The 25,918-nt window shown below is 41.9% G+C and carries 18 protein-coding genes, 1 pseudogene and 1 other annotated feature; all 19 genes and pseudogenes read right to left on the bottom strand.

Annotated elements, in window-relative coordinates; all coding sequences use genetic code 11:
• Nucleotides 1–633 precede the first annotated feature (633 nt).
• Entirely contained in the window at nt 634–1,002 is a 369-nt protein-coding gene (rplL, locus tag AC3E6G_RS03665; protein ID WP_001196965.1) for a 50S ribosomal protein L7/L12, read from the bottom strand.
• A 76-nt stretch (nt 1,003–1,078) separates the two neighbouring features.
• Entirely contained in the window at nt 1,079–1,579 is a 501-nt protein-coding gene (gene rplJ / locus AC3E6G_RS03660; protein ID WP_012000594.1) for a 50S ribosomal protein L10, read from the bottom strand.
• Nucleotides 1,580–1,617: 38 nt separating this feature from the next.
• Nucleotides 1,618–1,753: a sequence feature (ribosomal protein L10 leader region), on the bottom strand.
• Nucleotides 1,754–1,814: 61 nt separating this feature from the next.
• A complete protein-coding gene (locus AC3E6G_RS03655) occupies nt 1,815–2,612 on the bottom strand; it encodes a formate/nitrite transporter family protein (RefSeq protein ID WP_125336248.1) in 798 nt (265 codons plus the stop codon).
• A 179-nt stretch (nt 2,613–2,791) separates the two neighbouring features.
• Entirely contained in the window at nt 2,792–3,490 is a 699-nt protein-coding gene (locus AC3E6G_RS03650) for a glucosaminidase domain-containing protein (protein ID WP_490700473.1), read from the bottom strand.
• Nucleotides 3,491–3,636: 146 nt separating this feature from the next.
• On the bottom strand, nt 3,637–4,233 hold the full coding sequence (gene yihA / locus AC3E6G_RS03645; RefSeq protein WP_455166008.1) for a ribosome biogenesis GTP-binding protein YihA/YsxC: 597 nt from the start codon (nt 4,231–4,233) through the stop codon (nt 3,637–3,639).
• An 11-nt stretch (nt 4,234–4,244) separates the two neighbouring features.
• Nucleotides 4,245–5,477, bottom strand: a pseudogene (clpX, locus tag AC3E6G_RS03640) (ATP-dependent Clp protease ATP-binding subunit ClpX).
• 210 nt (nt 5,478–5,687) lie between these two features.
• Complete coding sequence (locus AC3E6G_RS03635) at nt 5,688–6,200, bottom strand: dihydrofolate reductase (RefSeq protein WP_490700472.1); 513 nt, start codon at nt 6,198–6,200, stop codon at nt 5,688–5,690.
• Nucleotides 6,201–6,350: 150 nt separating this feature from the next.
• Complete coding sequence (locus tag AC3E6G_RS03630) at nt 6,351–13,985, bottom strand: CshA/CshB family fibrillar adhesin-related protein (RefSeq protein ID WP_490700471.1); 7,635 nt, start codon at nt 13,983–13,985, stop codon at nt 6,351–6,353.
• A gap of 231 nt (nt 13,986–14,216) precedes the next feature.
• A complete protein-coding gene (locus tag AC3E6G_RS03625) occupies nt 14,217–15,056 on the bottom strand; it encodes a thymidylate synthase (protein ID WP_156676833.1) in 840 nt (279 codons plus the stop codon).
• Nucleotides 15,057–15,150: 94 nt separating this feature from the next.
• Nucleotides 15,151–16,110, bottom strand: a complete 960-nt coding sequence (locus AC3E6G_RS03620) for an ROK family glucokinase (protein ID WP_048788866.1) — start codon at nt 16,108–16,110, stop codon at nt 15,151–15,153.
• A 134-nt stretch (nt 16,111–16,244) separates the two neighbouring features.
• The gene (locus AC3E6G_RS03615; protein ID WP_238656607.1) at nt 16,245–16,775 is read right to left on the bottom strand and encodes a DUF308 domain-containing protein; all 531 of its coding nucleotides are present in this window, start codon (nt 16,773–16,775) and stop codon (nt 16,245–16,247) included.
• A gap of 10 nt (nt 16,776–16,785) precedes the next feature.
• Nucleotides 16,786–18,657: an ABC-F family ATP-binding cassette domain-containing protein gene (locus tag AC3E6G_RS03610; RefSeq protein WP_238656606.1), complete on the bottom strand. Its 1,872-nt coding sequence runs from the start codon at nt 18,655–18,657 to the stop codon at nt 16,786–16,788.
• A complete protein-coding gene (locus AC3E6G_RS03605; protein ID WP_238656605.1) occupies nt 18,654–19,874 on the bottom strand; it encodes a CCA tRNA nucleotidyltransferase in 1,221 nt (406 codons plus the stop codon). Before AC3E6G_RS03605 ends, AC3E6G_RS03610 begins: the two co-directional genes overlap by 4 nt.
• A complete protein-coding gene (gene dapB / locus AC3E6G_RS03600; RefSeq protein ID WP_490700470.1) occupies nt 19,871–20,638 on the bottom strand; it encodes a 4-hydroxy-tetrahydrodipicolinate reductase in 768 nt (255 codons plus the stop codon). The genes AC3E6G_RS03605 and dapB overlap by 4 nt, the downstream gene beginning before the upstream one ends.
• Nucleotides 20,639–20,647: 9 nt before the next feature.
• Complete coding sequence (locus AC3E6G_RS03595) at nt 20,648–21,496, bottom strand: DegV family protein (RefSeq protein ID WP_156676838.1); 849 nt, start codon at nt 21,494–21,496, stop codon at nt 20,648–20,650.
• A 3-nt stretch (nt 21,497–21,499) separates the two neighbouring features.
• A complete protein-coding gene (locus AC3E6G_RS03590; protein ID WP_006596301.1) occupies nt 21,500–21,874 on the bottom strand; it encodes a DUF1149 family protein in 375 nt (124 codons plus the stop codon).
• Nucleotides 21,875–22,017: 143 nt separating this feature from the next.
• Nucleotides 22,018–23,973, bottom strand: coding sequence for a PTS fructose transporter subunit IIABC (locus AC3E6G_RS03585; RefSeq protein ID WP_490700469.1), 1,956 nt, complete (start codon nt 23,971–23,973; stop codon nt 22,018–22,020).
• Nucleotides 23,970–24,881, bottom strand: coding sequence for a 1-phosphofructokinase (gene pfkB / locus AC3E6G_RS03580; protein WP_125329383.1), 912 nt, complete (start codon nt 24,879–24,881; stop codon nt 23,970–23,972). The genes AC3E6G_RS03585 and pfkB overlap by 4 nt, the downstream gene beginning before the upstream one ends.
• Nucleotides 24,878–25,621 (bottom strand): DeoR/GlpR family DNA-binding transcription regulator, encoded by a 744-nt coding sequence (locus AC3E6G_RS03575; protein ID WP_238656603.1) that lies wholly within the window; start codon nt 25,619–25,621, stop codon nt 24,878–24,880. The genes pfkB and AC3E6G_RS03575 overlap by 4 nt, the downstream gene beginning before the upstream one ends.
• Nucleotides 25,622–25,918 lie beyond the last annotated feature (297 nt).

The following is a 25,918-nucleotide window of genomic DNA, read 5'->3' as shown; positions in this document are numbered from 1 at the left end:
TACTTTGATTTTAATTTGTCCCCCTTTACCAATAGCCATAAGTGAAAGAGATAGTGGATGTGTTTCATAGAAAAAATGTATAACATGTAATTAAATAAAGCACTGTTATCCACCATGATAGAAAGAAGCTTATATTCACTCAATAATATATTAAGATTCTGATTATCCGAATCGGCAATTTTCTTTTGGTTTAGTTGGATAATTTTGTTCCGTCTCCTTCTATATGTCAAAGCAATTAGTTAGCAACTCTTCTCACTAGTTAAAACAATTGTCTTGATCTCTAAATGAATTTTCTCCGAGTAAAGGTTAATAGATCAGAAACATAATACAATGGATTGACCATAGGTTTGAAAGGTGAGAATAAACTGTTTTTATATCTCTATTAACCAGTTATAAAATAGTCGAGCATGCCAAAATCATTTTAAAATTTATAAGAAAGCACTATAATTTCTGCATAAGGTAAAACTGATAAAGGAATTATATAGCCTATTTTGTTGTAAAAAAAAATCCCCGCCAAGTTAGATCTTGGCGGGGATTTGGTGGGGAATAACTCCCCTATTTAAGATTTAAATCACCTTAAGCAATTCTTAACCTTAATATACTATGCTTTCGCATTCAATTTACGTTACTCTATTATTTAAGAGTAACTGAAGCTCCAGCTTCTTCCAATTTAGCTTTGATTTCTTCAGCTTCAGCTGTAGCAACACCTTCTTTAACAAGTGCAGGTGCTCCATCAACAAGTTCTTTAGCTTCTTTAAGACCAAGACCTGTGATTTCACGTACAACTTTGATAACGCCGACTTTCTTGTCGCCTGCAGATGTCAATTCAACGTCGAATGAATCTTTAGCAGCACCAGCGTCAGCAGCACCAGCTGCAGCAACAGCTACAGGAGCAGCTGCAGTTACACCAAATTCTTCTTCGATAGCTTTTACAAGGTCGTTCAATTCAAGGATTGAAGCTTCTTTAATTTCAGCAATAATGTTTTCAATGTTCAATGCCATTGTTATTTCCTCCAAATAAGTTTCAAATTTTTTATTTATATTTTTTTGTAGCTAGGCTACGCTGCGTAGCTTAAGATTAAGCTGCGTCTTCTTTGTTGTCTGCAACCGCTTTGACTGCAAGAGCAACGTTGCGCACTGGCGCTTGAAGTACAGAAAGGAGCATAGAAAGAAGTCCTTCGCGGTTTGGAAGAGTTGCAAGAGCAAGAATCTCTTCTTTAGATGCGACAGCGCCTTCGATTGCACCACCTTTGATTTCAAGTGCGTCAGCGTTTTTAGCAAAGTCGTTCAAGATTTTCGCTGGTGCGATAACATCTTCGTTAGAAAATGCTACTGCAGATGGTCCAACAAACACAGATGCAAGATCTTCAAGACCAGCTTTTTCAGCTGCACGACGTAAGATTGAGTTTTTAATAACTTTATACTCAACTTCGCTTCCACGAAGCTCACGACGAAGAACTGTATCTTGTTCAACTGTCAAACCACGAGCGTCTACAACGACGATTGATGCAGCAGCTTTCATTTTCTCAGCTACTACGTCAACTAGTTCCGCTTTCTTAGCAATAATTGCTTCACTCATTAGTGTGTTCACCTCCGTAATTATTTTGCTTGGGGAATTTTTCCAAAAGAAAAACGCGCCCAAACCTAGACACGAAAGTACAATACGCTTCTTTTTACATGATACGTTTTGTCCTCGGTAGGATATTTATGAGTCGAGCTCCCCTACTGTCTTAGGCAGTTTTTTCAAACCGTTATTTAGTTTATCACATAAAAAAAAAGAATGCAAGTATTTTGCAAACTTTTTTTAAAAATAGTTAATCTTTATAGATAGTCTTAGTACGATTGAGCCATGCATAGGCCAAGCCCATAATCACTCCTCCTCCTACCCAGTTACCTACAAAGGTGACAGCATAGTGACGAAGCACATTGAAGAACTCTAAGTGAGGCAAATCTTTCGCAATAGAATTAAAAGTAGCTAATGAGAAAGAAGCAAAGTTCGCTGCGATGTGTTCATTGGTAAGAAATACAAACATATAAATAGCTGACAAAGCCATCAGAACTTTCGCTGTTTCATCTTTAAAGAATAAGTAGGACAAAATAGCTATATTAACAAAGATATTGGCAACAACCCCTTCAAAGAAGACCAATTGATTAGAACGTTGCAACTTCATCTCTACAACCGAACCAAGGAAGCCTTTTGGATTCAGATTTGCAAAAGCACTTGTCTGACTGAAGAGAAATGCGAGGAACAAGGCACCAACCAGATTAAAGAACGTACAATAGAGTAAAATTTCTAAAGCTTTCTTCCAATTAATTTTCTTTAAATAAACACCGGCTGTCAGGTACATCATATTGGAAGTCGTTAACTCACTATTTAAGAAGAGTAAATAAACCAATCCCCAAGCAAAAATAAATGGGAACAAGAAACGACCAGAACCTGGCAAGAAGGTATTGAGCAAATCTGCACCTACAATCCCAACTGCTGTACTCATTGTTAGAAATGCACCCGCAAACATAGAGCGGACAGCATACCGAGCTTTAGAAGCTGTATATAGCTCTTCCTTCTTCTGACATGCTGCTTCTACCTTAAGAACAAAATTTGATTCTCCCATCTGAATCTCCTTATATATTGAATTTGTGAACTTCTTCATTATATCATAGAATAGACTTTCTGAAAAGGTTTTCAGAAAAAATTAGTAAAAATAATGTGTTCTATAAAGAAACGATTTAAAACGATGGAGAGAAAAAACAGACCTTAAAGGTCTGCTTATAATTCAATTTAATTCATATCTTACAAGAAACGATTTGCCCAAGCGATATCCAGGTTCAAGATTTCTTGTGTTGTATATTGTTGGCGATAAGGATTGTAGACAGTACCTTCATAGCCACCATACACACTAGGTGAATCATACTGAGTAAGATTGTAAGTTTCGATGATATGGTTCAATTTTGCATAGTAACTAGTATCAGTAGCATAGACACCCGTTAAGGCAGCTGTAGCATCCTGATAGCTACTTGTATTGCTCTTCCAAGCGCCAGCAAAATGACCTTGTTTCAAAACTGCAACGTAGTCTTGCAATGATTCATAGTAGCTAGGGTATGAACGGAAAGCATCGTTGATGGTATAGGCATTCCCCGCACCATCATCTTCCCAAGTCTGCATCACTGCTGATTGACCTGCATAGCTTCCTTTAATACCAAAAAGGTTATAGTGTGGATAAGATGACAAACCAGATTGACCTGATCCACTTTCTAAGATAGCTTGAGCAATCATAACTGATGCATACAGATCATTTTCTTGACCAAGCTGACGAGCAGATTCACCGATTTGTGAGATGAAAGCTTCTGTTGGATCTGCGTATTGAGAATAAGCCTCATCGTTAGCACCGACGTTTCCTACATGCTCGCTCATTGCTGCCGCTACTGTTCCTGCAGCAACCAGAGCCACTAACGATCCAATCAATTTCGATTTATTTAGTATTTTTTTCAATGTGATAATCTCCTAAAGCTTTAATGAAAACTCTTTAAGATGATTATAGCACAGAAAAACCTTAAAATGTTGAGTTGAATATTACATTTTAATTACAATATCGATATAAATCAAACAAATAAATAACAACTTAGTAATAATACGAATTATTCCGAAAAACTAAAATCAAAAATTGCGTTCCAAGCTTCTTCTACTCCCGTTTTATTAACGGATGAGAAGATGATAAAGGTATCTGATTTATCAAAATCCAACTTCTTCTTGATCATGGATTCATGCTTGTTCCATTTTCCTCTTGGTATTTTGTCAGCTTTCGTGGCAACTAAGATAACAGGGATTTCGTAGTATTTTAAAAATTCGTACATTTGGACATCATCTGCTGAGGGTTCATGACGAAGATCGACTAGGCTGACAACTGCTTTTAGATTATCTCTGGTTGTCAGATACTCCTCGATCATCTTGCCCCATTTCTCACGCTCTTTTTTAGAGACACGAGCATATCCATAGCCAGGTACATCGACAAAACGAAGTTTGTCATCGATATTAAAGAAGTTTAATAACTGTGTTTTCCCTGGTTTTCCAGACGTACGGGCCAAATTCTTACGATTTAGCATGGTATTAATAAAAGAAGACTTGCCGACATTTGATCGACCGGCAAGTGCAACTTCTGGGATATCATCTTGAGGATAATGACTTTTATTGGTAGCGCTCAACAAGATATCTGCATTATGAGTATTTACTTTCATAGAAATTCTTTCTAGGCAGTTTCTAAAATTGGTTTTTCAGTTCCGTTAACTGCTTCTTTAGTGATTCGAACCAGTTTGACGTCTTCTTGACTTGGAACTTCAAACATAACATCCAACATAGTTTCTTCGATGATAGAACGTAAGCCACGAGCACCTGTCTTGCGTTCGATAGCTTTGCTTGCAATTTCTTCAAGTGCTTCGTCATCAAATTCTAATTCAACATCATCAAAGGATAGGAGAGCTTGGTATTGTTTCACCAAGGCATTTCTTGGTTCTTTCAAAATACGAACCAGATCTTCAACTGTCAGTTGCTCCAAAGCGGCAAGAACCGGAAGACGACCAATTAACTCAGGAATAATACCGAATTTTTGGATATCTTCTGCAATGATTTCTTGCATGTAAGAGCTAGATTCATCAATGGCTTTGTTGTTTTGGCCAAACCCGATGATCTTTTCACCTAGACGTTGCTTCACAATTTCTTCAATCCCATCAAAGGCTCCACCAACGATGAAGAGGATATTTTTGGTGTCAACTTGAATCATCTCTTGTTGAGGATGCTTGCGTCCGCCTTGAGGTGGCACGCTCGCAACAGTTCCCTCGATGATCTTCAAGAGAGCTTGCTATACTCCTTCACCAGATACATCACGGGTGATCGAGACGTTCTCGCTCTTTTTAGCAATCTTATCAATTTCATCAACATAGATGATGCCACGCTCTGCACGTTCAATATTGAAGTCAGCTGCTTGTAATAGCTTAAGAAGGATATTCTCAACGTCTTCTCCGACGTAACCTGCTTCAGTCAAGGCTGTCGCATCGGCGATAGCAAAAGGCACATTCAAACTCTTAGCAAGCGTTTGAGCCAAGAAAGTTTTTCCTGAACCTGTAGGACCGACCATCAAAATGTTTGATTTTTGTAGATCCACATCGTTGTCATCTTCACGATTTTCATGGAAGTTAATCCGTTTGTAGTGATTGTAGACAGCTACTGCTAGTGCTCGTTTCGCACGATCTTGACCGATGACATAGTGGTTAAGGATATTGAGAAGTTCGATTGGTTTTGGAACCTCTGAAAGGTCTGCCAAGACTTCCTCAGCTAATTCTTCTCGAATGATTTCTTGAGCTAACTCAACACATTCATTACAGATAAAGGCATTGTTCCCAGCGATAATCTTCTGTACTTCGTCCTGATTCTTCCCACAGAAGGAACAATAAACCATCATATCATTAGATTGATTTGTAGGCATTTTCTTCTCCCGATTCTAAATTCTGTTAATAATTTATTTAAATAAAGTCATATAAAAGGCGTGAATAGAATTCACAAGATTGGTAAAGGCATTTAGCAAAAATAGAATGGCTAATCCATAGCGCTTTTTCCGAAGGGTCTGAGAAGCACATACTAGGCAAATTACGCATAAAACAGCCGTAAAAAAGCCAAAGATACTACGTTCCATGAACTAGTCTTCCTTCCTTTTAAAATGTCTAATGGTGAAATCGTAAGGGTTTTTTTCATCTTTTTCGATTGTCCGCTCGTCAAGCAACTGAAACAGATCCCAATGGAAGTCTTCTGGGAAATAGGCGTCTCCTTCCAATTCGGCATCGATGACAGTATGATAAAGCTCCTCTAGATAAGGCTCGAAGAGACGGATGACCTTCTCACCACCGATAATAAAGAGCGACAGATCCTGACTCTTATACCAGTTTAAAACGTCCTCAACCGAAGTTTTTAACAAAACGCTTTCATTCTCTACATCATACTTGTCATCTCTAGAGAGAATGATATTTGTTCGATTAGGAAGGACGCGTTTATTTAAACCTTCGTAGGTAACTCTTCCCATAAGGATCGCATGGCCCATTGTCGTTTGTTTAAAATGCTGTAATTCAGCAGGTAAATGCCAAGGCATCACTTGGTCCTTGCCAATCACCCCATTCTTCGTCTGAGCCCAAATGCCAATTACTTTCTTACTCATTTCTACATCCTTTACACTGATACATCTATTTTATCAAATTTTTCAAGAAAAGACTGTTTCTAACTATTGCTTCCTTGAACAAAACTGCCTATTTTTCCCATCAAAAAAACCGCGAATTAACGCGGTTTTTTATGAGAAATTTCTTAAACCTTAGTCTTCTTTTTTGCGTTTAGCAAGTCCAAATAATGAAAGACCTGTTAAAGCACTTAGTAGAGCAAGACCTGTTTTAGAAGTTTCCTCAGTACCAGTTTCAGGAAGAACTGCTGTTTCATCAGAAGGATTGATGAATTTAATTTCCTTAGTTTCTGGAACTGGTTTTGGATCTGGGGTTGGAACTGGATCCGGAGTAGGTGCCGGGGTTGGAGTTGGGGTTGGTGTAGGAACCGGATCTGGCGTTGGCATTGGATCTGGTGTCGGAACTGGATCTGGTGTCGGAACTTTTTCATAAATATGTTCTGTATCACCGTTTGGAAGTTTCTTAGTCTCTACAAAGCGGTATCCTGGAATCTCTCTCTTAGGATTTTCGCCATCCTCGATCGGATAACCAGGAATCTCGTTACCTTCCTTATCCTTATGATTAGTTTTCACTTTCTCATAAACATGTTCTGTGTCACCATTTGGAAGCTTCTTAGTCTCTACGAAGCGGTATCCTGGAATTTCTTTCTTAGGTTGTTCATTGTCCTCAGTTGGATATCCCGGAATTGCTTTACCTTCTTTGTCTACAAATGTAGTAACAGGAAGTACAGTTGGTGTGTACGTTGCAGAAGCTTTTGTTCCATTCATATCTTCACGGACAACAGTTACAGATGGTGCTTTTCCAGTAAATTCTGGCTCAGGTTTAAAGGTTACAGTTCCGTCCGGAGCTACTGTATACGTACCAACACCTGGAATTGTCTTCGTTGTTGAACCATCGTCAAATGTAGCCGGAACAGCATCGTTCATTGGAACAATTGGATCACCTTCCTTGAAGTTTGGCTTACCAGATTGTTCTTGACCTTTAGGGCCAATAGTTGTGGCTGGTTCACCTGTTGGTGTTACTGGAGTTACAGTTGGTGTGTATTTAGCTGTTACTGGTGTACCGTTCTTATCTACACGTTTAACAGTCACGCCTGTTCCTGTTCCTGTGAATGATTTTTCTGGTACGAAAGTGACTGTTCCATCTGGGGCTACTGTGTAAGTACCTTCTCCTGGAATTGTCTTCGTTGTTGAGCCATCTTCGAATGTAGCTGGCGTATCATCATCCATTGGAATGTTTGGATTGCCTTCTGTAAACTTAGGCTTACCTGTTTGGGTTTGACCTTGTTTATCTGTTGAAGTTACATCCTCTGCTGTTGGAACAACTGGAGTAATCTTAGGTGTGTATGTTGTTTCAGCTGGGGTACCGTTGGCATCCTTAGCTTGAACCTTAACTGAAACGACATCACCTGAATAGGTCTTATCTGTTGGGGTGAAGGTTACAACACCTGTTGCTTTATCAACTGTGAATGTACCGATAACCTTGCCGTCTGGTGACTTAGCATCTACTGAAGCTGCTGGTTGACCATTTTCGTCAAGAAGGGTAATCGTATCCTTGTCGATTGGCGCAACTGGATCACCTTCTGTGAAGGTTACTGTTCCAGTTTGAACTACACCTTGAGGAGCTACTGATTCAGCAGGTGACGCTGTTGGTGTTACTGGTGTTACGGTTGGTGTGTATTTACCTGTTACTGGTGTACCATTCTTATCCACACGCTTAACTGTTACACCTGTTCCTGTTCCTGTGAATGACTTCTCTGGCACGAAGGTTACACTTCCATCTGGGGCTACTGTGTAAGTACCCTCACCTGGAATTGTCTTCGTTGTTGAACCTTCTTCGAATGTAGCTGGTGTATCATCATCCATTGGAACTACTGGATCACCTTCTATAAACTTAGGCTTACCTGTTTGTGTTTGGCCCTGTTTATCAATTGAAGTCACTTCTTCAGCTGTTGGTGTTACCGGTGTTACGGTTGGTGTGTATTTAGCTGTAACTGGTGTACCATTCTTATCTACACGCTTAACTGTTACACCTGTTCCTGTTCCGATGAATGATTTTTCTGGTACAAAGGTTACACTTCCATCTGGGGCTACTGTGTAAGTACCTTCACCTGGAATTGTCTTCGTTGTTGAGCCATCTTCGAATGTAGCTGGCGTATCATCATCCATTGGAATGTTTGGATTGCCTTCTGTAAACTTAGGCTTACCTGTTTGGGTTTGGCCTTGTTTATCTGTTGAAGTTACATCCTCTGCTGTTGGAACGACTGGAGTAATCTTAGGTGTGTATGTTGTTTCAGCTGGTGTACCGTTGGCATCCTTTGCTTGAACCTTAACTGCAATGACTTCACCTGAGTATGTCTTATCAGTTGGTGTGAAGGTTACAACACCTGTTGCTTTATCAACCGTGAATGTACCGATAACCTTGCCGTCTGGTGACTTAGCATCTACTGAAGCTGCTGGTTGACCATTTTCATCAAGGAGGGTAATCGTATCCTTGTCGATTGGCGCAACTGGATCACCTTCTGTGAAGGTAACAGTACCAGTTTGAACAACACCTTGAGGTGCCACTGATTCAGCAGGTGTCGCTGTCGGTGTTACAGGAGTTACTGTTGGTGTGTACTTACCTGTTACTGGTGTACCATTCTTATCTACACGTTTCACAGTTACGCCTGTTCCTGCTCCTGTGAATGATTTTTCTGGAACAAATGTAACAGTTCCATCTGGAGCTACTGTGTAGGTTCCTTCACCTGGGATAGTCTTAGTTGTTGAACCATCTTCAAAGGTTGCAGGTGTATCATCATCCATTGGAACTACTGGATCACCTTCTGTAAACTTAGGCTTACCTGTTTGGGTTTGACCTTGTTTATCTGTTGAAGTTACATCCTCTGCTGTTGGAACAACTGGAGTAATCTTAGGTGTGTATGTTGTTTCAGCTGGGGTACCGTTGGCATCCTTCGCTTGAACCTTAACGGCAACGACTTCACCTGAGTATGTCTTATCTGTTGGGGTGAAGGTCACAACACCTGTTGCTTTATCAACTGTAAATGTACCGATAACCTTACCGTCTGGTGACTTAGCATTTACTGAAGCTGCTGGTTGACCATTTTCATCAAGAAGAGTAATGGTATTCTTGTCGATTGGCGCAACTGGATCACCTTCTGTGAAAGTAACAGTACCAGTTTGAACTACACCTTGAGGAGCTACTGATTCAGCTGGAGCTGCTGTAGGAGTTACTGGTGTTACTGTTGGTGTGTACTTACCTGTTACTGGTGTACCATTCTTATCTACACGTTTCACAGTCACGCCTGTTCCTGTTCCTGTGAATGACTTCTCTGGTACGAAGGTTACACTTCCATCTGGGGCTACTGTGTAGGTTCCTTCACCAGGAATTGTTTTCGTTGTTGAGCCATCTTCGAATGTAGCTGGCGTATCATCATCCATTGGAATGTTTGGATTGCCTTCTGTAAACTTAGGTTTACCTGTTTGGGTTTGGCCTTGTTTGTCTTTTGAAGTTACATCTTCTGCTGTTGGAACAACCGGAGTAATCTTAGGTGTGTATGTTGTTTCAGCTGGGGTACCGTTGGCATCCTTCGCTTGAACCTTAACGGCAACAACATCACCTGAATAAGTCTTATCTGTTGGGGTGAAGGTTACAACACCTGTTGCTTTATCAACTGTGAATGTACCGATAACCTTGCCATCTGGTGACTTAGCATCTACTGAAGCTGCTGGTTGACCATTTTCATCAAGAAGGGTAATCGTATCCTTGTCGATTGGCGCAACTGGATCACCTTCTGTGAAAGTAACTGTACCAGTTTGAACTACACCTTGAGGGGCTACTGATTCAGCAGGTGACGCTGTTGGTGTCACAGGTGTTACGGTTGGCGTGTAAGTTGCAGAAGCTTTTGTTCCGTTCATGTCTTCACGAACTACAGTTACTGCAGGTGCTTTACCAACAAATGATTTTTCTGGTACAAATGTAACTGTTCCATCTGGAGCTACTGTGTAAGTACCTACTCCTTCAACCTTCTTACTTGTAGTTCCATCATCAAATTTAGCCGGAACAGCTTCGTTAATGGCTACAGTCTTTTCAACACCATCAATTTCAGCAGTACCACCTTTAAATTCTGGTTTACCTTTTTGAGTCGCACCTTGAACATTTATAGTTTCTGCTGGTGTTGCGGTTGGGGTTACTGGAACGATTTCTGGTGTGTAAGTTGTATCCACCTTGATACCGTTTGAACTTTCAGCTTGAACCTTAGCTGGGGTTACTTTACCAGTGTATGATTTGTCTGTTGGTGTGAAGGTTACTTGCCCTGTTACTGGATCAATAGAGAAAGTACCAATTTCAGTTGTACCATCTTCAGCAAAGGCTGGTGTGCTTGAAACTTCGTTACCATCTTTATCTAGCAATGTGTAGCTATTGTCTTTAATGGTAATAGCTTTATCTTCACCATTTACTTGAACAGTAGTTCCTGCAAAGGTTGGTGTCCCTATTTGTGTTGCACCTTGGATATCTTTAGAAGTTGCAGGGTTTGCAGTTGGAACTGCTGGCACAACAGTTGGTGTGTAGGTCGCATCTGAAGTAATGGTTGCAGTCTTACCATTAGCATTTGTAATAGTAGCAGTTGCCTGAACAGTTACGCCTTTTGCAGTACCAACAAAGTCTTTTTCTGGCGCAAATGTTACTGCTCCAGTCGTTGGGTCGATAGTATAGCTACCTTCACCTGCTACTGTCACTGTTGTTTCATCAGTTGGTTGACCAGTTGCGGGATCCACCAATTTCTTTCTTGTGATTTCAGCAGTCTTGTCGTTGCTCAACTCAAATGTAGGAGTTTGTGTTTGAGGAACGTTTTGAACATCCACAGAAACCTTGTCTGTAGGAGTCACTGTGATTGGAGTAACCGTTGGTGTGTATTTAGCTGTAGCAGTCTTGATGTACTCCTGTTGGATCTTACCATCTTTGTTTCGACCAACTGGCGCTGACAATGTAACATCCACACCTTTAGCTGTACCAGTAAAGCTTGGTTCTGGAGTGAAGGTTACTTCACCTGTTGAAGGATTGATCGTGTATGTCCCTTCCCCTTCAACTGTTACAGATGGCTCATCAATCGTGCGACCTGTAGCTGGATCTACCAATTTAGCAGGATATTCTGCACTTGGAGTAACCGCAATCTTGTCACCAGCTGAGTTAGAAGCTGTTGTATTAAAGGTAGGTGTTTCTTTTTGAGTTGCACCTTGAATATCTTTAGAAGTCTTGTCAACCCCTTCAATGTCAATCGGTGTTACAGTAGGAACATATTGACCATCCATAGTATTTAATTGGCCATTCACATTAGGCTCGCTGTCTGGGAATTTTGTTGACCAACCAGTATCATAGCCATTATTATCTGAACGACGGATAGAGATACCATCAGCTGTTCCTAGGAAGTTATCTTCTGGGATAAACTCAACGTCTACATCTTTGCCCTTAGCAGTAATCTTGTATTTACCTTGTCCTTGAACGACGTAGTAACCGTCTGCGTCAAGGGTTGCGCGGTTGCCATCTTTGTCAACGATGTATGGTTCTACAGTTTCATCAATAACAGCATTAGAATCACGTTCAAACTTGTGTTCTCCACGTGCTGTAAAGGCAACAGTTGCTGATTGTTTCGTACCTTGAGGGCCACTTGTTTCCTTAAATTCTCCTTTTGGTGGGTGGGTGATTTGAGTCTTGAAGTCTTCTACTTCACCTGAGAAGGCCATGCCAGTTGGGCTTTCGATCTCGTTCGCTTTCTTAGCGATACGAACACGAGCACCTAACTCTTTAACGCTTGGGTCGACGTAAGTCTTGCTGTTTGCAAAGGTCAACTCAACAGTGCCATCTTGTGTGATTGTAGCGAGATTTGAGCGTTCATCTTCATCGAATTTACCATTTTGGTTAAAGTCTACCCAACCATAGATATGTGCTTCTGAAGCTCCATCCGTATGAGCTTGAATTGACATCTTGTAGTTACCTGGTTTGGTACGGTCCATTTGGATCATCTCATTGGTTGTCCCTTTGAGTTCCTCTGGAAGCAATTGGTTAATTCCTTCATCGGCCGTAGTTGCCTTATCATCACCGAACCAGTCTTGAGTGGTGTTCTCATCCATATCTGGGCTCACGTTACCAATGTACGGTTGATTTACTTTAGCTCCAGTAACACCGTCTACAGTTGCAATGGTATGGACTGCCTTACCATATGACTCAGGAGCATCCCCTTCATCAAGTGGGAAGAATCCTAGCATTGCTGACTGTTTACCAGCTGAAGCGATATAAAGTCCCACTTCAGATGCTCCACGTGTCATAACGAGTGGAACTGTTCTATTTCCTTCAGAAATGTTTGGTCCAAAGATACCGGTTCCTAGACCACCTGTAACTTGGTCAGGATTTCCAAAGTACTTCCATGCTACTGGTTTCTTATCTGGTCCAGCTTGAGTAGAATTATCACGAAGTTGTCTTAGGTTAATGTTATTATATTTAGGTTTAGAACCAAAAAGATTCTCTGTATCTTGTGGTTCATAAGGAACAGAGGTGGCTGGTCTAGTAGTTTTCTTCCATTCCCCAATGTGCTGCCAACCTTGTCCGTTGGTAGTAAACATAACAAATTCACCAGGGTTAGCAGACTCACCATCAGCCATAACAATAGCTGGCTTAACTTTCTTTCCACGGAAGGTTGCAGAGATTTCAAACTGAATTCCAATATTCCCACCATTATATGCAGAACTCATGGTAGTCTTTTTGGCTTTCGTATCAACGTTTTCATGTTTGATTTCAGTCCAACGGTTTTGGGCATCAGCGATAACGTCGGCTTCTTTGCCATCAGCAAAATATTGCCTAGCAATTGGTGAAGTAACACCCTTTACATATCCATTTTTTGCATTTGGATCATAGGTCGCTTTTTCAGCTTCTGTAGCCCCTTGTTCTTCCATCCGTTTTTTATAGATTTCAGTTGCTTGGAATGGTTTCAAAGATTTGACTTTTACAGTAACTACATAACCAGGCATGATTTCCTTGGTATAGGTTGCCCCAACTTGAAGAGCTAAGGCCTCTTCTAGTTCATTTGGTTTAACTTCCTTTTTAGCGACTTGGATTGTTTTTGCTCCTGTCCAGTTAGCTACATCTCCAAAGTCCAACCAAGAGATTTGGCTAGTCATAGATTTGGCATCAAGATCTGTTGTAAAGCCAGGTTTTTCAACTTTTGGAGTTGAAGTTGCATCTTCAACATCATCCGCGATCAAGTTAGGATCGTTGGCGTCACCAAGAGCACGACGGCTACGACGGCGAACATCCGAGGTTGCTACTGGAACAGCTGGTGTTTCTGGCGCAGGTGCTACTACAGCTGCAGAAACTGTTTCTTTATTATCAGTTGCTGTTTCTTCTGTCCCTTTGTTACTTGGGTTTGTTGATCCTTCTGCCACTGCAGGAGTTGCTAGTGGAGCCTTTTCTTCAACAGGAGCTGTTGTAGTTGGGGCTGTTTCTGGTGCAGTTACAGGAGCTTCAGCTTGGTATGTTGTAGCTGAAGTTGAAACTTCACTAGTTGTTGAAACGGGTGCTTCCGTTGTAATCGCAGGTTGGCCTGCTTCTTCTTTCGTTGCAACCCCTACTTGGTTCTCTGCGTTTTCATCAGCTGCGACGCTTGAAGCTGTCCCAACCATCACTAGCGTCCCTAAAAGAACCGAGCATACTCCGACATTCAATTTTCGAATTGAAAATCTGCTAATACGATCATTGAATAAATCCTTACTCACTTAAATTCCTCCAAAAATTTTAAAACTTATATTTATATTTTACGGCTAATGCCTAACCTTATTAATTCTACCAAATTAATTTAACTATTCAAAATACAATGTCTCAAAAATTGATCAATTTTTTAAAATTTGACGATATTACTAATCATTAAATTTTAAAAATAGGAAGTACGAATCATTATTTAAAAAATAACAAACGGTCTTCCTATTTTTGTCAACTAACAATAATCTCTATATAGCTAAATCAAACTTCAACTGAGGTTTGACAGGATCATAGTCCTCCAGTACAAAATCCTCGGCTTTTATATCGAAGAAATTTGTACCATCTGGCACGTTCAGTACCAAGCGAGGCTGGCAAGCAGAGGGCTCACGCCGGAGCAACTCTTCTGCCTGTTCGAATTGGTTATCATAGATGTGGAGGTTGTTAATAAAGTAAAAGAACTTGCCAACCTTCCAGCCAAAGTGTTTGGCGATCATCATCTGAAGGGCTACATACTGCATGGCGTTGATATGGTGCGCCACTAGCATATCATTTGAACGTTGGGTCAAAGTTGCATCCAGATAGATTTCCCCATCGACACGACGCACATCAAACATGGTTTGAAAAGCACAAGGCAAGAGCCCTTCGCTCTCCTCAAAGGCTTGGTAGTCCCATAGAGAAATGATATTGCGACGATTCCAGGGATTGGCTTCTAGCTGTTTGAGAATTTTGTTGATGATGTCGTGCTTTTTAACGACAGCACCATAACGCTCTCCAATTGTTCCCGTATCTCCTACTTCCCAGTCATTCCAGTAATGAACTTGGTACTTGTCATTTAGGAGTTCCAGACTATTGGACTGGTCCTGGTAAATCCAGAGCATTTCCTTGATGGCTGACTTGATGGCGATAGGACGAAGAGTTGTAATCGGGAACTCGCCCTTTGCCAGATCAAACTCCATAAATGCCCCAGTGATGTATTTGGAATTGGCAGTTGTGCCATCCTTGTACTTGGGCCGAGCTTGCTCAGACCAGACGCCTTCTTCCATAATTCTTCGAATATTTTCTTTAAAAAGGATATCTGCTTTTGTCATTCATTCTCCTTAAATACTGTAATACCTTCATTATAACACAGGATAAAAGAAAAGAGGTCCAAATGATTCGATTTGGATCTCTTTCAAATAAATTCTATTGTAAGACGAGTGACGCTGCTCCAATAACTCCTGCATCATTTCCAAGATTAGCAAGCACCAATTGGGTTGACGTACGGACTTGTGGGAAGGTGTTTTCATCAAAGACCTTTTGAACCCCATCCAAGAGGAATTGACCGGCTGCTGATACACCACCACCAATGACGATGTTGGCTGGGTTCAAGACACTAGCGATGTTGGCACAAGCAATACCCAAGTATTGAGAGAAATGACGGTAGACAATCAAGGCCAACTCATCTCCATCTTTAGCAAGATCAAAGACAGTCTTAGCTGTAACTTCTTCGCCATCATCAATGAGACGTTTCAAGGTCGCATCTCCTGCATATTCATCTGCATAGCGACGGGTCAAATTGACAATCCCGGTTGCTGAGGCTACTGTCTCCAAACAGCCTTTCTTACCACAAGTACAATCAAATGGACGATCGAAGTCTACTGTGATATGACCAAGCTCACCAGCTACACCACCAGCACCGTGCAAGAGTTTTCCTTCCGCAACGATACCGCCACCAACACCAGTTCCAAGTGTCATGAAGACGACATCTGGTTGGTTTTCGCCAGCACCTTTCCAGCGTTCCCCAAGGGCAGCTACGTTGGCATCATTATCGATGAAGAAAGGAATTCCCAAAGCAGACTCAATATCTTTCTTGATCGGCTGTACGGTTTTCCAGTTGAGGTTGTATGCTCCAACGACAGTTCCTTCGAAGCGATCCACTGCACCAGGAGATCCCATCCCAATTCCAATAAAATCTTCTGCGGATAAGTTTAACAACTCCAAGTGGTGTTGAATGGAAGCGATGATATCAGGAACGATGTGGCTTCCTTCGTCAAGGATGTTGGTCTTGATAGACCACTTCTCTTGAATCTCTCCTTCTTGCGTCAAAATGGCAAACTTGACAGATGTTCCACCTAAGTCAATACCAATAATTTTTTTGGACATTTTATACTCCTTTGTTCCTATTCTCTTGACACTAGTATACCAAAATGTGAAAAGGGTTTCAATTGTTTTTCAAGAATTCTCTCAATTTCATTTGCAAAAAAAGAACCTGTCTGCAAAAACACAGACAGATTTCTTTACTCTTCGTTATGAAGTTTTAAAAAGAGTCTCAAGGATTGAACGCCAATTATGAAAAAGAACAATCCCAAAATATGTAACAAGAAGATACTAATAGATAGAGGACTAACAATGAGAAACAATCCTGTAAACAATTGAATAAGCCCCCAAAAAGTAAACTTCTTGGATAATTCTTCAGATCGTTTGGAAAGATAGTGAGCCTTACGTAAACTCAAAGCAGACTTATATAAGAGCCAAATTCCAAGTGTCATCGGAAAGACAATCGGCAAGGTCTTGTAGCCATATAGTAAGAGATAGACTGCAAAGACTAGCGAGACCACGCTTTGAAATAAATAGGGATCCGACAAGGTCGCTTGAGTCCGTAGACGGTAGTAACGCGACAAACGCGAAACTGAAATCAAGAAAAAGCCCAGAGAAATCAACCAACTAAAGGTGGCAATTTTTTCGATTGGATTCACAAAGAGAATAAAACCAATACCACAAAATAAAAATGATGACAATAACAGACTGTATTTGCTAATATGATGCATTCTTCCTCCTTTAGTTTTCTGCCAACTCACTCAAGTACTCATACCGTTCATATTTGGCTAAGAGCCGCTCGTTTTCTTCATCCATCTGACGTTGGAGACTGGCCAACTTACCGAAGTCAGAACCATTCTCATTCATCTCAGCCTCGATGGTTGCAATCTTGTTTTCAATCTCTTCAATCTCACTTTCAATGGTCGCCCACTCCTGCTTTTCCTGGTAGCTCATTCGTTTCTTTTCTTCTCGGACTTTGACTACCTTTTCTTTTTCAGGCTTGCTACTTTCAGCTACCACTTCTAGCTCAAACTTTTTCTCATCTAGATAGTCGGTATAGTTGCCGAAAAACTCACGAATGCTACCATTTTCAAATGCTAGAATCTTAGAAGCAACCTTGTCTAGGAAATAGCGATCGTGACTAACCGTAATGACCGGACCGCCGAACCCTTGTAGGAAATTCTCTAACACTGTCAAGGTCGCGATATCCAAATCATTGGTCGGCTCGTCTAAAAGCAAGACATTTGGTTTTTCAATGAGAAGCTTCAAAAGATACAAGCGTTTCTTCTCACCACCAGATAGTTTCTCAATCAAGGTTCCGTGGGTCGAACGAGGGAAGAGAAATTGCTCCAACAATTCGGCAATTGATGTAGACCCTGCGCTGGTCTTGACTTCTTCCGCTACTTCCTGCAGAAAGTTGATCATTCGCTTACTTTCATCCAAGCCTTCGATCTGCTGCGAGAAGTAGGCAATCCGTACCGTTTCTCCGATAAGGACCTTCCCAGCAGTCGGTTGAAGTTTCCCAGCAATGAGGTTGAGCAAGGTTGACTTTCCAACACCATTATCTCCCACAATTCCAATCCGATCTTTGTTTTGAACCAATAGATTAAACTGCTGCAGAATCGGTCCCTGATCATAGGCGAAATCAACATCTTGAAATTCAATGACTTTTTTGCCGATACGACTGGTTTCAAAGGACATTTCCAGATCAGTTTCCGTCGTCTGATGAGATAGGTCCTTTTTGAGGTCGTGGAAACGATTGATCCGAGCCTGTTGCTTGGTAGCACGCGCCTGTGGTTGGCGACGCATCCAGGTCAATTCTTGTTTATAGAGTTGTTGCTTCTTGTGAAGAAGAGCTGCATCCCGTTCGTCCTGCTCAGCTTTTAAGCGGACATAATCCTGGTAGTTTCCTTGGTATTCGACTAGACCTGCACGGTCCAATTCGAAAATACGTGTTGAAATATTGTCCAAGAAATAACGGTCATGGGTGATGAAAAGAACAGTTTTTTTAGAGTTCTTCAAGAAATTGGTCAACCATTCGATGGTATCAATATCCAGATGGTTGGTCGGCTCATCTAACAGCAACAAATCATGGTCTCCCAAGAGAACTTGTGCCAGCTGAACACGGCGACGCAGACCACCAGACAAACTCCCCACCTTAGCAGACAAATCATGAATCCCCAATTTGGTCAGGACTGTTTTGACTTGGCTTTCAATTTCCCAAGCATTGAGAGAGTCCATCTCCGCCATGACTTTTTCCAGTTTTGCTTGCTGACTCTCATCGTACTGGCTCGTCAACAACTCATACTGACGAATCAATTGAAGTTCCTTCACATCATCTGACAAGACTGTATCAAGGACAGTTTTGCTATCATCAAATTGAGGTTCTTGGGTCAGATAACCAATCTTATAATCATTCTTTGCAGAAAAAGGGGAACGATCTCCATCATAGCCTGCACGACCAGACAAAACATCTAAGAGAGTTGTTTTCCCTGTCCCATTGACCCCTATTAGTCCAATCCGATCCAGCTCATGAATGATAAAAGAAATATCTTTAAAGACCGTCTTATCCCCGACGGACTTGGTTAGTTTTTCAACAATAAAATCGCTCATGCTTCCCCCTTCTTGGCTTCAAGATAGTGGCTCAAAAAATCACCAATTGCTTGTTTGTCGTTCTCTAATTCGCCATCTACAATGGCCCATTCGATGGCAGAAAGCACTTGTCCTAGACCTGGACCTGGTTTTAAGCCGTATTCCTTCATCAACATCCCACCATTGACTACGATTTCGTGCTTATCATGGATAGCTAGAGAATCATACAATTCTTCGATGACTTGGAAATCTACGGGCAATCCATGAGCCTGACGTAGTACTTCCGCTGACAAGAGAAGGCTACGGTCATAGCGATAGACATCCCGACGATTTAAACTAGCCTTTTCACGCAACCGGTAGATTTCAACCAACTGCTCCACCTTCTTAGCGAAGTCACGAGAGGTTTTCCATTTCTTGAAAAAAGCAGATACCTTATTCTCATCTAAGGTCAAGAGTAAGGCGGCCCAAGCTTGCTCAGAACTCGTAAAGGTATAGTCCATGGACAGCTGGAACAGTTTCTCTAGGGACGATTGGCTATTTTGTAAGAGAGGGAGGTACTGATAGCTTTGGCTAGCAATTACACCTTCTAAGCCCTTGCGCCAAAAAGGAGCTAAGAGGAGCTTATCCAACTCAATAAAGACTCGTTCGACAGAGATTTTCTCCAACAAAGGAGCGCAATCTGTCATGGCATTAAAGGTTGCTTCTTCTAGATCAAAACCAAGACTGGCCTGAAACCGAAAACCACGCATAATCCGAAGAGCATCCTCGTTGAAGCGTTCTGTCGCCACACCAACAGCTCTTAGAATCCGATTCTCCAAATCTTCCAGTCCATTGAAGAGATCAATGATTTCCCCTTCTTCACTCAAGGCAAAGGCATTGACGGTAAAATCGCGGCGCTTGAGATCTTCTTCTAAGGAACGGACAAAATTAACCGCACTAGGTCTTCGAAAGTCGACGTAGACATCCTCTGTTCGAAAAGTGGTAATTTCATATTCTTGATGATTCTCAAGAACTAAGACCGTCCCGTGTTCAATCCCGACATCAATGGTCCGCTCGAAAATAGCCTTGGTCTCTTCCGGGTAAGAGGAGGAGGCAATGTCTACATCGTGGATAGGACGACCTAAAATGGCATCCCGTACAGAGCCCCCGACAAAATAAGCTTCATATCCAGCTTTTCGAATCTTTTCTAATATTGGCAAAGCCTCCTGAAATTCAGAAGGCAGTTTTTTTAATCTCATAATAGATGTTCTAAACCATAGACAAGCTCATGACGCTTGACTACTTCTTTTACTCCTAGATTGACCCCTGTCATGAAGGACACCCGATCGTAGGAATCGTGGCGTAAGGTCAATCCTTCTCCTTGACTACCGAAAATCACTTCTTGATGGGCTACCAGACCAGGCAAACGAACCGAATGGATGTGCATGCCTTGGTAGTTAGCACCGCGAGCACCTGGAAGACTCTCTTCTTCATCTGGCGCTCCCTGCTCTTGTGGTTGACGGACCTGACTAATCAGCTCAGCTGTCTTCACAGCAGTCCCACTCGGGGCATCCTTCTTCTTATCATGGTGCAACTCGATAACCTCTACATTCGGGAAATACTTAGCTGCCTGCGATGCAAATTGCATGAGCAAGACTGCACCAATAGCAAAGTTTGGCGCGATGAGGCCTCCAAGATTCTTCTCACGAGACAATTCAATCAAATCAGTGATTTCTTCTGTTGTAAATCCAGTTGTCCCAACCACAGGCGCTAGTCCATGCTCCAAAGCAAAGCGGGTATGTTCATACGCCACTTTAGGGATGGTGAAGTCAATCCACACATCCGCATCCAGCGACAAAACCCCTTCTTTGTCATGAAAGACCGGAACACCCGCCAGCTCGTTTTCAGACGCATGGGGATCAACCAAGCCAACTAGTTCAAGCTCGGGGTCTTCTAACACCATGTGACAAGCCGCTTGGCCCATTCTCCCTTTAAAACCTGCAATCACTACTCTAATTGGCATGATTTCTCCTTATACTTTCGGTACAAAACTGATAGCAACACTGTGATTTCCTAAGTGCGTACCAATGACACTGCCGAAGGTCGCAAATGGAATCTCACCAGCAAAACCGTTTTGATGAAGAATATCGCGAAGCGTTTCTGCTTTATCCAGTGCATTCCCATGGATGATAATGATCTGATAGTCTTTATCCGCAGTTCCTCCTTTGACAATCTCAGCTAAGCGTTTGATGGCTTTTTTCTCAGTCCGAACTTTCTCGTATACCTCAATCACGCCTTCCTCGTTAAAATAGAGGATAGGCTTGATGCTGAGGAGATTCCCTAGAATCGCCGCTCCATTGGAAAGACGCCCCCCTTTGACCAAGTGATTGAGATCATCAACCATGATGTAGGCAGAAGTCCCATCGATTTGTGTCTGGATGTTGGCTAGAATTTCATCAAAAGAACGGCCTTCATCAGCCCATTTAACAGCTTCTTCAGCCATCCACCCAAGAGGAGCGCTGGTAATCTTAGAATTTGGAAAAGCGATCGTAAAATTTGGGAATTCGTCTTTCATATACTGGATATTCTGATAGAAACCAGAAATACCAGAAGAAAGGAAAATCCCTAAAACATGGGTATAGCCTTTAGCCTCTAATTGCGACAAGAGTTCTTCTAATTCCGCGATACTAGGTTGACTCGTTTTCGGAAGCTCAGAGGAAGCTTCCATCTTTTGATAGAACTCTTCTGCTGTCAGGTTTTTACCTTCTACATAAGATACTCCATCAATGACAACTGGAATATCTAGGACAAATAAATTATCGTGTCCTCTTGATTCATCTGATAGATAGGCAGAAGAATCTGTGATGACTGCTAATTTCATGCATTAAAACTCCAAATTAATCCCTGGTAAATCAAGGGCGATTTCAGTTACCTCATAGGTCAAACGATTCAGCATATTCAAGCAAGGACGAGCTAGTTCTTCCACTTCTTCTTTGCTGAACTCACTTGGCTCGCTGACCAAACGATTGTGAATGTGGTTGATTTGGGTAATGGTCCCGCTGATGACAAAACCATCAAAGACAATCATATAGGTCAAAATAACGATTAAAGAGGTTGTCTTTAACTCTGTATCGCGTTGAATCAATTGAAAGTTGACGTCTACTTTGGTCTCGGGAGTTCCATTCTCTTTTTCCCATTCAAAGTTACGAGCATCATAATGATACTGGCTGACGAATTCTTTTTCACGTTGGATATCCATACTTGTTCTCCTAAAAATAAGCGTTATGAAAATTATACCATAAATTAAAACAAGATTCTATTGCAGAACCATGTCTTTTCACACTGTTTTCTCTCAGAGAGAGAAGAAAAAAGGCTGGGGAAATCCCAGCCTTTTCGTCATGTTTAGTTTTTAGGTTTGCGAAGCAATCCGAACAAGATACCACTTACAACTGCACCGATCAATACGAACAAGATATAAAGAAGTGGATTTGAAGTAAGGGCGATCACGAAGATTCCTCCGTGAGGAGCCATAAGTTTCAAGCCTGCAAGACCAACAAGAGCACCTGTCAATGCTGAACCTGCGATGAAGCTTGGGATGGCACGAGCTGGGTCAGCTGCACCGAAAGGAATGGCACCTTCTGTGATGAAGGAAAGACCCATGACAATGTTTGTCAAACCAGAATCACGTTCTTCTTGTGTGAATTTATCTTTGAACAAGACAGTTGCTACGAATACTGCCAATGGAGGAACCATACCAGCTGCCATAACAATAGAACCACCTGAAGCAACAGATTCAGCAAGTGTGCCTGTAGCGAAGACATAAGCTGCTTTATTGACTGGTCCACCCATATCGACAGCCATCATACCTCCAACGAGAAGTCCAAGAAGAACAGCTGAGCTACCTGATAAGCTTGAAAGGAAGTTGTTAAGACCAGTATTGATGGCAGCCATTGGAATATTGATGAGGAACATCAAGAAACCTGTCAAACCAACACCAAGCAATGGTAAGAGAAGGATGGAACGGATACCATCAAGAGAACGTGGAAGACCTGCAAGAGCTTTACGAAGGACCAGAATCACTCCACCTGCAAGGAAACCACCAACCAAAGCGCCAAGGAAACCAGATGATACAGCTGCTGGTAATTCACCTTTAGCAGCCCCGAAAGCGATGTTGCCAAATGCTGAACCTGAGCTAGCAATAGATCCTGCGATAAACCCTGCTACAAAACCAGGTTTTTCAGCGATTGAGAATCCGATGTAACCTGCAAGTACAGGAAGCATGAAGCCAAAGGCTGCACCACCGATTGTTTTAAATTGAGCTGCTAATTCATGGTATGAGCCAAGTTGAGACAATTGATCTTGAGGCACCCCAAGAATTTGGTCGATCAAGAAGGCAAGGGCGATCAAGATCCCACCACCGATAACGAATGGAAGCATTTGAGAAACCCCACTCATCAAGTGTTTGTAGAAAGCTCCACCTAAGCTCAATTTTTCTTGGCTAGCGCTAGCTTGTGCAGCATTTTCAGCGTGGAAGACTTCTGCTTTGTCATCCAAGATGGTTTGGATCAATTCTTCGGTTTGACGGATACCAGCTGCGACTGGTTTAGAGATCAATTTTTTGCCATCAAAACGAGCGGTTTCAACTGCCTTATCTGCAGCAATGATGACCCCTTCAGCTTTGGCGATTTCTTCAGCTGTCAAGCGGTTGCCGACACCTGATGCACCGTTTGTTTCAACGCGTACTGTAACACCCATTTCTTCACCTTTTTTGATGAGGGCTTCTTCTGCCATGTAAGTGTGGGCGATACCTGTTGTACATGCTGTAACGGCAACAATGAGCGGTTTATCAGATGAAGCTGCTTCTTTGACTGCTTCTGCTTTTTTTGCTTCTTCGACAGCAGCTTCTTGCTCTTCTGCATCAAAGGCTGCAATGACTTGATCAGGGGTGCTTGCTTGGCGAAGTTTGTCCGCAAATCCTGGTTTCATCAAATACTTAGACAATTCAGCAAGGGCTGCCAAGTGAGTGTCGTTTGCTCCTTCTGGAGCTGCGATCATGAAGAACAAATCTGTTGGTTGGCCATCAAGCGAAGCATAGTCCACACCTTTGTTTGATTTTGCAAACAAGACCGTTGCTTCTTTGACAGCTTCGTTTTTGCTGTGGGGCATAGCTATCCCGTCACCCAAACCAGTTGAAGTTTGTGCTTCACGGTTCATGATGCCAGCCTTGAAGGTGTCAAAATCTGTCACCACACCATTGTCGACGAGCGATTGGACCATCTCATTGATCACGCCCTCTTTATCTGTTGCCTGAAGGTCAAACAACATCACGTTTTTATTTAAAACGTCTTGAATTTTCATAGTTTTTCTACCTCTACTTTTTCATAAGTTTCTTTAATATAGTCCGCTGTCGCCAAGTCATCTGAGAAGGTGGTCGCTGTGCCACAAGCCACGCCCCATTTAAAGGCTTCGATGACATCTCCTGTCGTTGCGAGTTTCCCAGTGAAACCTGCTACCATGGAATCACCAGCCCCGACTGAGTTCTTCACTTGCCCTTTGATGGGTTTTGCGAAGTAGGTACCACTTGGACTTACCAGAAGAGCACCATCACCCGCCATGGATATAATAACGTTTTGCGCTCCTTTGGCCAAGATTTCTTTGGCATAGCGTTCAATTTCTGGCAATTCCGTCAAGGTAACGCCAAAAATAGCTCCCAACTCATGGTTGTTTGGTTTGACCAATTGGGGGTTAAACTCCAAGGAATCAATCAAGGTTTGACCTTCAAAATCGCAAACCACTTGCGCACCTGTCGCACGAGTTGCTGCAATCAATTGTTTGTAAACGGTATTTCCAAGTGAAGATGGGGCAGATCCAGCAAATACTACTACATCATCTGCTGTTAAGCTTGACAGGATGCTAAGCAATTCTTGCAACTGAGCTTCCGTCACTTCTGGGCCGTTCCCATTGATCTCGGTTTCCTCATCGGCCTTGATCTTGACATTGATCCGTGTATCTTGGTCCACTGTCACAAAGTTGGTAGAAATAGCTTCGCTGGTCAGTACGTCTTCAATGAAGCGCCCTGTGAAACCTCCGATAAATCCAGTCGCTGTATTTTCGATATCGAGCCGCTTCAAAACACGACTGACATTGATTCCCTTACCACCGGCGAATTTATCTTCCGAAGCCATCCGGTTGACCGCCCCTGTCTCTACATGATCGAGACGGACAATATAGTCAATGGCAGGATTCAGTGTTACTGTATAAATCAAACCTCTATAACCTCCGTTTTTTCTTTTAATTTAGAAAGGATTTCTGTATCCGAAGCATTGGTAATGATGGTTGCTCTCTTAACCGGAGCTACCTTGACAAAAGAGGTCCGACCAAGTTTTGACGAGTCAAGAAGAATGTAAGTATTCTTTGCATTCTCTAGAATGGCCCGTTTGACAGCCCCTTCTTCAAGATCCGGTGTACTGTACGACTCTAGGTCGACGCCATTCATTCCGATAAAGGCTCGATCGAAGCTCAGCTGGCCGATTTGATTCAAGGCTATTCCTCCGATGCTAGCGTCCGTCGACGTCTTGACCATCCCTCCGATGATGACCGTTGGAATGTCTCTCTCTACTAAACTAGCTGCATGGTGAATGGAATTGGTCACAACTGTAACAGTTGGATTGGCCAATTCATGAACCAATAATTCATTGGTGGTTCCTGCATCGATAAAGACAACTTCAAAATCTTTGATCAATTCTGCTGCTTTTTTTGCAATGGCAGATTTTTCTTGCACGTTTTTGATTGCTTTATCTTTATTACTTTCTTCTTCCTGCAAGGAATGAAGACTTTCAGCCCCACCGTGAATCCGTCTCAGTTTATTCTCAGCTTCTAATTCATCCAAATCGCGTCGAATCGTTGATTCTGAAGAGTTTAGCTCTTTTACTAAATCTTCCAATGAGACGATCCGCTCTTTGATAACCTTTTCTAAAATGATGTGTTTTCGTTCAGATTTTAACATAGAACCTCCTTTCGGAAACGATTACAAGGACTATTATACTCTCTTATCTTTCAAAGTCAAGCACTAAATATCATTTTCTTTCATTTTCTGTCATTTTTTTCTATCACTCTCACTTTTAAACAAACTATTTGACCATCAATCATAGTCCTGTAAATCCTACTAAAAATCTCCAATTTCAAATTCCTACGCAAGAAAAAGAGGCTGGACAAAAGTCCTAGCCTCTTAAATGTCTTTGGATTGTCGAGCAAGACGCAGTGGTTGAGTGGGCTCTACTACGCTGATTTCATCAGCTTTTAC

It is taken from the genome of Streptococcus sp. SCPM-O-B-23252 (M501) (assembly GCF_058200355.1).
Note: the sequence above shows the minus strand (reverse complement) of the source record. Positions and strands in the feature narration are given on the sequence as shown.

What these genes read in the sequence shown, in the direction of transcription:
- AC3E6G_RS03620 (WP_048788866.1), bottom strand. Translation starts at nt 16,110, where the DNA reads ATGTCCAAAAAAATTATTGGTATTGACTTAGGTGGAACATCTGTCAAG.
- AC3E6G_RS03655 (WP_125336248.1), bottom strand. Translation starts at nt 2,612, where the DNA reads ATGGGAGAATCAAATTTTGTTCTTAAGGTAGAAGCAGCATGTCAGAAG.
- AC3E6G_RS03585 (WP_490700469.1), bottom strand. Translation starts at nt 23,973, where the DNA reads ATGAAAATTCAAGACGTTTTAAATAAAAACGTGATGTTGTTTGACCTT.
- rplJ (WP_012000594.1), bottom strand. Translation starts at nt 1,579, where the DNA reads ATGAGTGAAGCAATTATTGCTAAGAAAGCGGAACTAGTTGACGTAGTA.
- AC3E6G_RS03610 (WP_238656606.1), bottom strand. Translation starts at nt 18,657, where the DNA reads ATGAGCGATTTTATTGTTGAAAAACTAACCAAGTCCGTCGGGGATAAG.
- AC3E6G_RS03590 (WP_006596301.1), bottom strand. Translation starts at nt 21,874, where the DNA reads ATGGATATCCAACGTGAAAAAGAATTCGTCAGCCAGTATCATTATGAT.
- yihA (WP_455166008.1), bottom strand. Translation starts at nt 4,233, where the DNA reads ATGAAAGTAAATACTCATAATGCAGATATCTTGTTGAGCGCTACCAAT.
- AC3E6G_RS03605 (WP_238656605.1), bottom strand. Translation starts at nt 19,874, where the DNA reads ATGAGATTAAAAAAACTGCCTTCTGAATTTCAGGAGGCTTTGCCAATA.
- AC3E6G_RS03575 (WP_238656603.1), bottom strand. Translation starts at nt 25,621, where the DNA reads ATGTTAAAATCTGAACGAAAACACATCATTTTAGAAAAGGTTATCAAA.
- AC3E6G_RS03625 (WP_156676833.1), bottom strand. Translation starts at nt 15,056, where the DNA reads ATGACAAAAGCAGATATCCTTTTTAAAGAAAATATTCGAAGAATTATG.
- AC3E6G_RS03615 (WP_238656607.1), bottom strand. Translation starts at nt 16,775, where the DNA reads ATGCATCATATTAGCAAATACAGTCTGTTATTGTCATCATTTTTATTT.
- dapB (WP_490700470.1), bottom strand. Translation starts at nt 20,638, where the DNA reads ATGCCAATTAGAGTAGTGATTGCAGGTTTTAAAGGGAGAATGGGCCAA.
- AC3E6G_RS03635 (WP_490700472.1), bottom strand. Translation starts at nt 6,200, where the DNA reads ATGAGTAAGAAAGTAATTGGCATTTGGGCTCAGACGAAGAATGGGGTG.
- AC3E6G_RS03595 (WP_156676838.1), bottom strand. Translation starts at nt 21,496, where the DNA reads ATGAAATTAGCAGTCATCACAGATTCTTCTGCCTATCTATCAGATGAA.
- rplL (WP_001196965.1), bottom strand. Translation starts at nt 1,002, where the DNA reads ATGGCATTGAACATTGAAAACATTATTGCTGAAATTAAAGAAGCTTCA.